Origin of the sequence: Polaribacter sp. (assembly GCF_024639685.1) — a bacterium.
GTDB lineage: Bacteria > Bacteroidota > Bacteroidia > Flavobacteriales > Flavobacteriaceae > Polaribacter.
Genome location: NZ_JAHEHX010000003.1, coordinates 14,986 through 27,341, shown reverse-complemented (window position 1 = coordinate 27,341; position 12,356 = coordinate 14,986). Strand labels below are relative to the sequence as shown.

Genomic DNA, 12,356 nt, shown 5'->3' with positions numbered 1-12,356 from the left:
AAAAAACATTTTCATGAGAAAAAATGCATTTATTCTATTTTTTATCTTGGCGTTTTCAGTCTCAAACATTGATTTAATCGCTCAAAATAAAACAAAATCTAATGATAAAGTAGCCAGACTTATTGCTAAAAAAAGAGCTTTTAATAAAGAATTTGGCTACGGTTATTGTATACAACTTTATTATGGAGATGAAGTAGATGCAAGAAACTTAAAAAGTGAATTTGAACTCACTTTTCCTAAAGTTTCACTAAAACTTAACTATGAACAGCCTTACTGGAAAGTTCTTACAGGTAATTACAAAACAAAATTGGAAGCAGATAAAGCAATGCTTCTTTATTCAGAAAAATTTTCAGGACTTATTGTTATTCCTCTTGGGAAATAAAAAAAGGCCCTAAAACATTTGTTTTAGGACCTTTTTTTTTACAAAATATATTCCGTATTAATAAAATTAGAGGTTTTCTTATCTAAAAGGTCTTGTATGATTTTATTATTGTAGGGTGTATCTTTTGATGCTACAAAAGTTCTGATAGAAAAAGATCGCAACGCATCATGAACGCTTAAAGTACTAACTGCTGAATCTTTTCTACCTGTAAAAGGATATACATCAGGACCTCTTTGTGCTGCACTATTTAAATTGACTCTACAAACTAAATTTACTAGTGTATCAATTAAAGGTGCTAATGTTTTTACTTCACTACCAAAAACACTTACTTGCTGACCGTAGTTAGAGTCTGCCATTGCATCTAAAGGTTCTTGAATGTTTTTAAAAGAAACAATTGGTATTACTGGTCCAAATTGTTCCTCTTCATAAACTCTCATATTCTTTGAAACAGGATATAATACGGATGGAAATATATAATTTTCTGTTCTTTGTCCTCCTTTTTTATTTAAAATCGTAGCTCCTTTTTGTTTGGCATCGTCTATTAATTCTTGAATATAATCTGGCTTTCCTGGTTCTGGTAAAGGCGTTAATTTTACATCCTTTTCCCAAGGATTACCAAATTTAAGTGCATCTACTTTTTTTGCAAATCGCTTATTAAATTTATCTACAATATGTTCATGCACAAAAATTATTTTAAGAGCTGTACATCTTTGCCCATTAAAAGAAGTTGCACCTGTTAAGCATTCATCAATTGCTAAATCTAGGTCTGCATCTGGCAAAACAATTCCTGGATTTTTAGCTTCTAAACCCAACACTAAACGCAACCTATTTTTGTAAGGGTGATTTGCTTGTATTGCATTGGCTGAAGTACTATTTCCTATTAGCGCTAAAATATCTACTTTACCTGTTTTCATAATAGGCGTAGCTAAAACACGACCTCTTCCATAAATAATATTAACTACACCTTCTGGAAAACTATTTTGAAACGCTTCAATTAAAGGCGTTAATAAGAGGACACCATGTTTTGCAGGTTTAAAAACAGTAGTATTCCCCATAATTAAGGCCGGAATTAAAAGCGCAAAAGTTTCGTTTAAAGGATAATTATAAGGACCCAAACATAAAACAACTCCTAATGGACCTCTTCGTATATGTGCATGAACTCCGCTATGCTTTTCAAACTTAGCAGAATCTCTATCCATCTGTTTATAATCCTCAATTGTATCATAAATATAAGCTACAGTTCTGTCGAATTCTTTTTCTGAATCTGCAAGTGTTTTACCAATTTCCCACATTAATAGCTTTACAACTTCTGTTCTTTTGGTTTTCATTTGCTCTGTAAACTCCTCCATACATGCAATTCTATCTGCAACACCCATTGTCGGCCATAAGCCTTGCCCCTTATTATAAGCTCTATAAGCAGAATTTAAAGCATCTAAAGCTTGCCTTTCTGTTAGGTTAGGAATTGTACCCAACAAAGTAGGCTTGTACTCTTTCGTAGAAGATATTGTAGAATAAACTTCAGAAACATCTCCTTCCCAAGTTATTAATTCTCCATTTACCAAATATGTATTTTGATGTAATTGTGAGTTTATTTTAAAAATTTCTGGTATGCTTTTATAAGACCCTTTCATAAGTACTTCTTTTGAAATAATTTAAAGATAATAATTTAACTTACAATTTAACAAAAATAAACCTTGCTAGCTTCAAATTTAAAAATAATTTACGAAAATGATTTCGGAAAAATCAAAAAAAAATCTGCTAAAAATTTATTTAGCAGATTTCACAATAGGTTCTTAAAAAAGTTAAGACTTAATCACTTTCATAGCTGTCATAGAAGCTCTTAATTGCTCACCTACAACCTCTACAGGATGATTTCTTATAGTTTTATTGATTTTAATTAGCTCTTGATTATCTACTCCATTTTCATTACTAAAAGATTTACCAATAACATTTGTAGATACAGTTTTCATGAAATCTGTTAATAATGGTTTACATGCATGGTCAAATAAGTAACAACCATACTCTGCAGTATCAGAAATTACACGATTCATTTCCGCCAACTTCATTCTTGCAATTGTATTTGCAATTAATGGAGTTTCATGTAAAGACTCATAGTATGCTGATGCATCTATAATACCTGATTCTGTCATTGCTTCAAAAGCCAATTCCACACCCGATCTTACAAAAGCAACTAATAAAGTTCCATGATCAAAATATTCTTGTTCAGGGATTTCTTGATCTGTAATTTGCTGTTTTTCAAAGGCAGTCTCACCTGTTGCTGCTCTCCATTTTAATAAGTTTACATCATCATTAGCCCAGTCTTCCATCATAGTTTTAGAGAAATGACCAGTCATAATATCATCCATATGTTTTTGAAATAATGGACGCATAATGTCTTTTAATTCTTCCGACAATCTAAAGGCTTCCACTTTTGCTGGATTGGACAAACGATCCATCATATTTGTGATTCCACCATGTTTTAAAGCTTCAGTTACTGTTTCCCAACCATACTGAATTAACTTGGCTGCATAACCTGCATCTATACCTTCTTCTACCATTTTATCAAAGGATAAAATTGCACCTGTTTGCAATAATCCACATAAAATAGTTTGCTCACCCATTAAATCTGACTTTACTTCTGCCACAAAAGAAGATTCTAAAACTCCTGCTTTATGACCACCTGTTGCTACAGCATACGCCTTTGCTTGCGCCCACCCTTTTTGTTCAGGATCATTTTCTGGATGCACAGCAATTAATGTAGGCACTCCAAAACCTCTTTTATACTCTTCTCTAACTTCAGAACCCGGAGATTTTGGCGCAACCATAATTACTGTTAAATCCTCACGAATTTGCATGCCTTCTTCAACCACATTAAAACCATGAGAGTATGACAAAGTAGCTCCTTTTTTCATTAAAGGCATTACTGCTTTTACCACGTTTGTATGTTGCTTATCTGGAGTTAGATTAATTACTAAATCTGCAGTTGGCAACAACTCTTCATACGTACCCACTTCAAAATTGTTAGAAGTTGCATTTGTGTACGATTCTCTTTTCTGATCAATTGCTGCTTGCCTTAAGGTATAAGCGATATCTAAACCAGATTCTCTCATATTTAGACCTTGATTTAAACCTTGTGCTCCACAGCCCACAATAACAATCTTTTTTCCTTTTAAAGCAGTTACACCATCTTCAAATTCTGAAGCATCCATAAAACGACATTGACCTAATTGCTCTAATTTTTGTCTTAATGTTAATGTGTTAAAATAATTTGACATTTTCTTGTTTTTAATTTTTAATCAGAAGAAAGAAAAGAGAGAAAGGAAAAGAGATCGACTAATCTAAAATTAAAAGTCTTCTCTCTTTATTCTTTGTTCTTTGCTCTTTCTTCTAAATTTTATTTTTAGTTGTTGTATGATTCTAATAATGATGATATTTTCATCTCTTCTTTGGTAACCGCAATTAATCCTGAACGCGTATATTGCATAATTCCGAATTTACTTAGTTGATTATACATTTCTACAATCTCTTCTTTTTTACCTGATTTTTCTAGGATAAAAAAAGCTTTATTCACTGTCACAATTCTAGCATTACTCTCTTTAATGATGTTCTGTATATGAGGCTCTTCAAACAGTAATTCAGACTTGATTTTGAACAATCCAGAAATTTGATATATAATTTGATCTAAATTGTGATAGTAAGCCTTAATTACCTCCACTTGCTTCTCTATTTGACCTAAAATTTTCTTAATATTTACCTCATCCATATTTACAACAATAGTAAATTTAGAAACGCCTTCTATTTCTGATGGAGATGTATTTAAACTTTCTATATTAATGTGTCTTCTCTGAAAAATTGCAGAAATTCTGTTCAACAATCCAATATTGTTTTCTGTATAAATAGATACTGTATATAACTGTTTATCTTCTGTACTCATATTTTTAAGATATTAAAAAATGGAAATAAAAGTTAACAAACTTTTCTCTTTCTTCTCTATTCTGTGTTCTTTATTCTATACTCTAACTTTACTCCAACCTTATATCAGAAACGCTTGCTCCTGTTGGAATCATTGGAAAAACATTATCTTCTTTTTCTACACAAACCTCTAAGAAATAAGCTTCTTTACTTTGCATCATTTCTGCAACTGCTTCAGCTAATTCTTCACGTTTGGTAACTTTTCTTGCTTTAATGTAATACCCTTCAGCAATTGCAACAAAATTTGGATTTACCATTTCTGTTGATGCATATCTTTTATCAAAAAACAATTGCTGCCACTGACGAACCATCCCTAAAAAATCGTTATTCAAAACAACAACCTTTACAGCCGCTTTTTGTTGAAAAATGGTCCCTAATTCTTGAATTGTCATTTGGTATCCTCCATCTCCAGAAATAGAAATCACTTCACGGTCTGGAGCTGCCATTTTTGCACCAATTGCCGCTGGCAAACCAAAGCCCATAGTTCCTAAACCGCCAGAAGTAATATTACTTTTAGACACATTAAAATCTGCATATCTACATGCAACCATTTGATGCTGACCAACATCTGTAACAATTGCAGCTTTACCCTCACTTTGACTATTTATTTCCTTTAAAACTTCAGCCATTGTTAGACCTTCTTTTGTAGGATATAAATCGTTCTTGATTACTTTATCGTATTCTATTTGGTATAAATCTTTAAACTTCTGATGCCAATCTGTATGACTTTTTTCTTCTAAAAACGGTAATAATTCCTCTAGACTCTTTTTTGCATCACCTAAAACTGCAACATCAGATTTTACATTTTTATCAATTTCTGCAGGATCTATTTCAAAGTGAATTACTTTTGCTTGTTTTGCGTACGTAGATAAGCTACCTGTAACTCTATCATCAAAACGCATTCCTATTGCAATTAAAAGATCACACTCATTGGTTAAAACATTTGGAGCATAATTACCATGCATACCAACCATACCTACATTTAAAGGATGAGAAGTTGGTATTGCTGAAGCACCTAAAATAGTCCATGCAGCAGGAATACCTGCTTTCTCTAGAACTGCCTTAAGCTCTTCTTCAGCTTTTCCTAAAATTACTCCTTGACCCCAAACTATTAATGGTTTTTTTGCTGCGTTTATAAGATTTGCAGCTTCTTTAACTTTTATAATATCTGTTGTAGGCAAAGGATTATAACTTCTAACATGCGTACATTTCTCGTACAAAAAATCAAACTCTTCAAACTGAGCATCCTTTGTGATGTCTACCAAAACAGGTCCAGGCCTTCCGCTTCTTGCTATATAAAATGCCTTTGCCATAACTTTTGGAATGTCTGCAGCCTTAGTAATTTGGCAATTCCATTTTGTTACAGGTGTAGAAATACCAACGATATCTGTTTCTTGAAAAGCATCACTACCTAATAAATGAGAAGCTACTTGACCTGTAATACAAACCATTGGTGTAGAATCTATTTGAGCATCTGCAATTCCTGTAATTAGATTTGTAGCCCCAGGACCAGATGTAGCAATAGCCACACCTACTTTACCAGAAATACGCGCGTAACCTTGTGCGGCATGTGTTGCTCCTTGCTCGTGACGTGTTAAAACATGGTGGATTTTACCATGATACTTATATAATTCATCATAAACAGGCATAATTGCACCTCCAGGATATCCGTATAAAATATCAACACCTTCTGCTATTAAACACCTCACAACTGCCTCGCTTCCAGAAATACGTTCTGTAGCTTTATTAGTTTTACCTTGTGATTTTATGGTTTGTATTTCCATATATTTCCTCTTTTTAGAATAGAAAAAGAAGATTTTTCTAATCTTTCTCTTTTCTCTTTATTCTTTTATCTATATCATCTTTATAAATCAGTAACACATCCTTTAGATGCAGAAGCTACAGATTTCGCATACTTATATAAAATTCCTTTTTTATGTTTTAGTATAGGTGCTACCCAATTTTCTTTTCTTTTTGCTAATTGTTCATCAGAAATAAGTACATTAATAGAGTTATCTTCTGCACTTATTTTAATTTTATCACCTGTTTCTAACAAACCTATTGCTCCTCCAGATTGTGCTTCTGGAGTAATATGACCAACAACAAAGCCATGAGTACCTCCTGAAAAACGACCATCTGTTATTAATGCTACAGATTTACCTAAACCTGCACCCATAATTAATGAAGTTGGCTTTAACATTTCTGGCATTCCTGGACCACCTTTTGGACCAACATACCTAATTACAACAACATCGCCTTTTTCTACTTCTCCATTTGAAATACCTGTATTTGCTGCTTGTTCACCATCGTAAACCACAGCTTTACCTTCAAACAATAAACCTTCGTTTCCAGAAATTTTAGCAACAGCACCTTCAGTAGCTAGATTTCCGTAAATAATTTGAATATTTCCTGATGTCTTTAACGCTTTATCTTTTGGATAAATAACATCTTGATCTTCAAACTCCATTGCTTTTACATGTGCTAAATTTTCTGCCAATGTTTTACCTGTAACAGTTAAACAATCTCCATGCAAATAGCCACTTTCTAGTAAATACTTCATAATTGCAGGTGTTCCTCCAACTCCATGGACATCTTCCATTAAGTATTTACCTGATGGTTTTAAATCTGCAATTAAAGGAGTTCTGTCTGATACTCTTTGAAAATCTTCTAAAGTAAAATCTATTTCTGCTGCATGTGCAATTGCTAAAAAATGCAAAACAGCATTTGTAGAACCTCCTAATGCGTTTACTAAAGCAACAGCGTTTTCTAAAGATTTTTTAGAAATAATATCTAATGGTTTTAAGTCTAACTCCAATAAATTTTTAATAGCCAAAGCAGTTCTCTCTGCCTCAGATAATTTGTTTGGATTCTCTGCTGGAATTGATGAATTATAAGGCAAAGCAAAACCCATACATTCTATTGCAGAAGCCATTGTATTTGCGGTATACATACCTCCACAAGCACCTGCTCCTGGAATTGCTCTTTTTATAATTTCTTTGTATTCATTCTCATCAATTTCGCCGGCTACTTTTTGTCCTAAAGCTTCAAACGCAGAAACAATATTTAATTTTTTTCCTTTATAATTTCCAGATGCAATAGAACCTCCATACATCATTATAGATGGACGATTTAAACGCAACATTGCAATAATAGAACCTGGCATATTTTTATCACAACCGACAATAGCAATACACGCATCGTAACTTTGTGCATTCATAACAGTTTCTATAGAATCTGCAATTATATCTCTAGATACCAAAGAATAATTCATCCCTGAAGTACCCATAGAAATCCCATCAGAAACTCCAATAGTATTAAATCCTAAACCTACCATGTTTGCAATATTACACTCTACCTTAACCTCTTCTTTTAAGCGGTTTAAATGCATATTACATGGATTACCATCATAACCTGTACTTGCAATACCTACCTGAGCTTTACTCATATCTTCATCAGAGAGCCCTACAGCATAAAGCATTGCTTGAGATGCAGGTTGAGATTCGTCTTGCGTTAATCTTTTGCTATGTTTATTTAACTCCATTTTTGGTAAAGATTCTTTTTGACAAAAATATAATAATTCAAAGGTAATGCTATAGATTATGTAATTCTTAAATTTAAACTCATAGTAATTTTTAAAGACCTTAATTACTGTATTTCAGATTTTTATACTATTACCATTATGATATTCAATACTTATATTATTTTCAACATAAAGACCAATTTACAATTAATATAATATTTTATTTAATAAAAAAATCGCTCAGATACAATGAGCATACCTAAGCGATTTTATATTAGATTTAAAATATTTAGATAATTGTACTTTGTCCCATATGAATATTTCTAAAATTCATGTTACTATCGTCTTGATTTAAAATATAATCTGCAATAAAATCACCAACTTTAGAAGTTGTGGTTGATTTTTGTATTTTCCTTTTGATATCTTGAGTAGTAAAACCTAAAGCTAAAGATTTGTCTACAGCTCTTTCCACTGCATCTGCCTCTTCATATAAGCCTAAATATTTTAATAGAAGTGCAGCAGAAAGTATTGAGGCTAAAGGATTAGCGATATCTTTTCCTTTGGCTTGAGAGTATGTACCATGAATTGGCTCAAACAAACCATTTTTAGTTCCTATTGAAGAAGAAGACAATATTCCTATTGACCCAGATAGTGAACTCGCAACATCAGAAATCATATCTCCAAAAAGGTTTTCTGTTAAAATAACATCAAAATGGGTTGGGTTTAAAATCATTTTCATTGCTGCATTATCTACAAACAAATATTCTAATTCAACATCTTTATACTCTTTGGCAATTTCTGTAACTGTTCTTCTCCATAGACGAGAGGTTTCTAAAACATTTGCTTTATCTACCAAGGTTACTTTATTTCTGCGTTTTTGCGCTGCTTGGAATGCCAAATGTGTTACTCTTGAAATTTCTTGAACTGAATACGAAGAGACATCAAAAGCTGTTTGCTCGTCTTGACTCAATTTTTTTTCACCAAAATAAATACCTCCGGTTAATTCTCTATAAATTACAAAATCAGTATTTTTTATTATTTCTCTTTTAAGTGGAGAATTTGATAACAAGTTATCATATGCCTTTACAGGTCTAATATTACAATACAAACCAAGAGCTCTTCTTAAATTTAACAAGCCTTGTTCTGGCCTAATCTTTGCTTTAGGATCATTATCGTACTTAGGATCTCCTACTGCTCCAAATAATATCGCATCTGCGGTATTACAAATATCTACAGTTTCTTTAGGCAAAGGGTTACCTGTTTTATCAATAGCACAAGATCCTAATTTTGCTTCTTTATAAATAAAAATATGATCGTAAGCCTCTGCTACTGCATCCAAAACTTTGATAGCTTGCGCTACAACTTCTGGGCCAACTCCATCTCCTGGGATTACTGCAATATTATATTTCATTGTATACTTTTATGGGATTACTACTGTAGAAAGGATTTTTAAACTCTTCATAATTAAATGAATGTCAACATCTTGTATTTCCTTTTGTTGATCTGCCATTTTTAAAAAAGAATTATAAGCCTCATCTAACTGTATTTTTGTTAATTCATATCCTATTTTTTTAGATCTGTAAGCTAAAGCTGCTCTACCACTTCTTGCTGTTAAAACAATGGCGCTGTCTGTTACACCAACATCTTCAGGATCCATAATTTCGTACGTTTCCCTATTTTTTATTACTCCATCTTGATGTATCCCTGAACTATGAGCAAATGCATTTGCACCCACTATTGCTTTATTAGGCTGTACAGGCATTCCCATTTTTTCTCGAACCATTATACTAGTATCATACAATAATTTTGTATTGATACTGGTTTCTAAATTTAAATAAGGGTGTTGTTTTAAAATCATTACCACCTCTTCTAAAGCTGTATTTCCTGCTCTTTCTCCAATACCATTTATAGTACATTCTATTTGACGAGCACCATTTACAACACCTGCAATTGAGTTCGCTGTAGCCATACCTAAATCGTTATGACAATGACAAGAAAGCGTAACGTTTTCTATTCCTTTTACATTTTCTCTAAGGTATTTCATTTTTGCACCATATTCTTCTGGCAAACAATACCCTGTAGTATCTGGAATATTTAAAACTGTAGCTCCTGCTTTTATAACTTCTTCACACACTTTTGCTAAGAACTCATTATCTGTTCTACCTGCATCTTCTGCATAAAACTCTACATCCTCTACAAAAGATTTAGAATAGGCAACCGCTTTTACAGCCCTTTCTATAACCTTATCTCTAGTTGAATTAAACTTATATTTTATATGAGAATCACTTGTGCCAATACCAGTATGAATTCTGGGATATTTTGCGAATTTTAAAGCCTCTGCAGCTACTTTAATATCTTTTTCTACAGCTCTTGTTAAACCACAAACTGTTGCGTTTTTTACAATTTTTGCAATTTCCGAAACCGATATAAAATCTCCAGGACTAGAAACTGGGAAGCCAGCTTCAATCACATTTACACCCAATACATCTAACCTTTCTGCAATAACCAATTTCTGAGTAGTATCTAACTTACAACCTGGCACCTGTTCACCATCTCTTAAAGTTGTATCAAAAATTTGGACTTGATTATTTTGCATAATTAAAAAAATTGGCTTTATATTTAATCAAAAGTATTTAATGAGATTAAAATAATTAGTTACTTTTACCTCTCTGTACGATTTCTATTATCTGATTTAAAAATATAAAAATCTGATTATTAAATATTTATGATTAAAAAGCTTACATCAGTCAGCCAGCAAAACGATGCTTTATTCGTTTTAATTAAGTCTTTAACCAAATCTGAAAAAAGACAATTCAACTTATATGTAGGTAGGTTAGAAGGTAATGTAGGGGCTAAATTTTTTTCTTTATTTAAATTTCTAGAGAAGCTTAAAACATATGATGAAAAAGAAATAATTAAAAGTGGAATTGTATCTAAACAACAGTTATCGAATTTAAAAGCACATCTATACAAGCAGATTTTAATCAGTTTGCGCTTAAACCCTGCTCACAAGAATATTAGAATATTAATAAGAGAACAATTAGACTTTGCTACAGTTCTTTACCAAAAAGGATTGTACAAACAAAGTTTAAAATTATTAGATAAAGCTAAAAATTTAGCTTTGGACAACGAAGAAAAAAATATTGCATATGAAATTGTAGAGTTAGAAAAAGTAATTGAAACACAATATATTACCAGAAGTTTAAGCAATAGAGCTAACCAACTATCATTAGAAGCAAAAACATTAAGCCAACAAAATGTAATTGCGAGCAAACTCTCTAACTTATCTTTACAATTATATAGTCATCTACTACAAAATGGATATGTAAAAAACAACGAAGAACTAGAGTTTATAAATCAATATTTTTATAGTAAACTTCCTAAATACAATTTTAAAACCTTTGGTTTTAGAGAAAAACTATGGTTATATAAAAGTCACTTGTGGTTTAGTTTTTTAACACAAGATTTTTTACACAGCTACAAATATGCTAGCCAATGGGTAGCACTGTTTAAAGAAGATAAAAAATACATTAGTCAACATCCTGTTTTTTATTTAAAAGGTATAAACTATCTATTAGAAGCATCTTTCTTTGTTAAAAAAACCGGTACTTTTAAAAAAGAACTAAAAGCATTTGAAATAGAAATTGAAAGTAAGGTTATTCCTTCTAATATGAATACTGATTTATTAATGTTTCAGTATTTATATGCTAATAAACTTCACCTGCATTTTCTTGAAGCTACATTCTCTGAAGGTGAATACCTTGTAGCTATAATAAATCATAAATTAGAAAAATACCAAGACAGATTAGACAGTCATTACATTGTAATGCTTTATTATAAAATTGCTTGTTTGTATTTTGGGATGGGTAAAAACGAGTTGTGTATTGCTTATTTGCAAAAAATTATTCAATCTAAAAAACTAAGTTCTGCTGAAGATTTACAATGTTTTGCAAGAATTCTTAACCTTATTGCACATTATGAATGCGGTTTAGATTACGATCTAGAAAGACAATTTATTGAAACTTATAAATTTTTACTAAAAATGGAAAATTTACAAGAAGTTCAAAAAATATTTTTAACATCTATAAAAGATTTAAGCGATGTATTTCCTGGAGAAATAAAAAAAGAATTTAAAAAAATACATACTAAACTAGAGGTTTTTAAAGATCATCCTTATGAAAAAAGAGCATTCTTGTACTTAGACATTCTTTCTTGGTTAGAAAGTAAGATACAAAACAAACCCATTTCTTTAGTTATTAAAGAAAAATCATATTTTAATACCAAATAATGCGTTTTTCATTTTATTTCACACTGTATTTTACCAACAATTTATTTATTGCCTAATTTTAGAAAATAATTGATAATTTATTACCCCTGAATAAATAATACTTTTATTTTTGGAAGGTGATTTTATATAAAAAACATACACAAAAACTTCTAACTACTACTTTAGTAGCAACTAGTCATTGTGGTTTTATTCGT

The 12,356-nt window shown here is 31.5% G+C and carries 9 protein-coding genes; 2 read left to right on the top strand and 7 right to left on the bottom strand.

Annotation, left to right across the window (positions count from 1 at the left end; all coding sequences use genetic code 11):
* The first annotated feature begins 13 nt into the window (after window positions 1-13).
* Entirely contained in the window at window positions 14-382 is a 369-nt protein-coding gene (locus Q0L44_RS02345) for an SPOR domain-containing protein (RefSeq protein WP_296634767.1), read from the top strand.
* 38 nt (window positions 383-420) lie between these two features.
* Here the strand turns inward: Q0L44_RS02345 and Q0L44_RS02340 are convergent, their stop codons facing one another.
* From Q0L44_RS02340 to Q0L44_RS02310, 7 genes are all read right to left on the bottom strand, one after another.
* Complete coding sequence (locus Q0L44_RS02340) at window positions 421-2,013, bottom strand: NADP-dependent glyceraldehyde-3-phosphate dehydrogenase (protein ID WP_296634764.1); 1,593 nt, start codon at window positions 2,011-2,013, stop codon at window positions 421-423.
* A gap of 171 nt (window positions 2,014-2,184) precedes the next feature.
* Window positions 2,185-3,657 carry a ketol-acid reductoisomerase gene (gene ilvC, locus Q0L44_RS02335; protein ID WP_296634762.1) on the bottom strand — a complete coding sequence of 491 codons (1,473 nt, stop codon included), beginning with the start codon at window positions 3,655-3,657 and terminating at the stop codon, window positions 2,185-2,187.
* Window positions 3,658-3,782: 125 nt separating this feature from the next.
* Entirely contained in the window at window positions 3,783-4,316 is a 534-nt protein-coding gene (ilvN, locus tag Q0L44_RS02330; protein ID WP_296634759.1) for an acetolactate synthase small subunit, read from the bottom strand.
* An 88-nt stretch (window positions 4,317-4,404) separates the two neighbouring features.
* On the bottom strand, window positions 4,405-6,138 hold the full coding sequence (ilvB, locus tag Q0L44_RS02325; RefSeq protein WP_296634757.1) for a biosynthetic-type acetolactate synthase large subunit: 1,734 nt from the start codon (window positions 6,136-6,138) through the stop codon (window positions 4,405-4,407).
* A gap of 80 nt (window positions 6,139-6,218) precedes the next feature.
* A complete protein-coding gene (ilvD, locus tag Q0L44_RS02320; protein ID WP_296634754.1) occupies window positions 6,219-7,895 on the bottom strand; it encodes a dihydroxy-acid dehydratase in 1,677 nt (558 codons plus the stop codon).
* 268 nt (window positions 7,896-8,163) lie between these two features.
* Window positions 8,164-9,285, bottom strand: a complete 1,122-nt coding sequence (gene leuB / locus Q0L44_RS02315; protein ID WP_296634752.1) for a 3-isopropylmalate dehydrogenase — start codon at window positions 9,283-9,285, stop codon at window positions 8,164-8,166.
* A gap of 9 nt (window positions 9,286-9,294) precedes the next feature.
* On the bottom strand, window positions 9,295-10,470 hold the full coding sequence (locus Q0L44_RS02310; RefSeq protein ID WP_296634749.1) for a 2-isopropylmalate synthase: 1,176 nt from the start codon (window positions 10,468-10,470) through the stop codon (window positions 9,295-9,297).
* Between the two features lie 129 nt (window positions 10,471-10,599).
* Between Q0L44_RS02310 and Q0L44_RS02305 the strand changes: the two genes are divergently transcribed.
* Window positions 10,600-12,162 (top strand): hypothetical protein, encoded by a 1,563-nt coding sequence (locus Q0L44_RS02305; protein ID WP_296634747.1) that lies wholly within the window; start codon window positions 10,600-10,602, stop codon window positions 12,160-12,162.
* Window positions 12,163-12,356 lie beyond the last annotated feature (194 nt).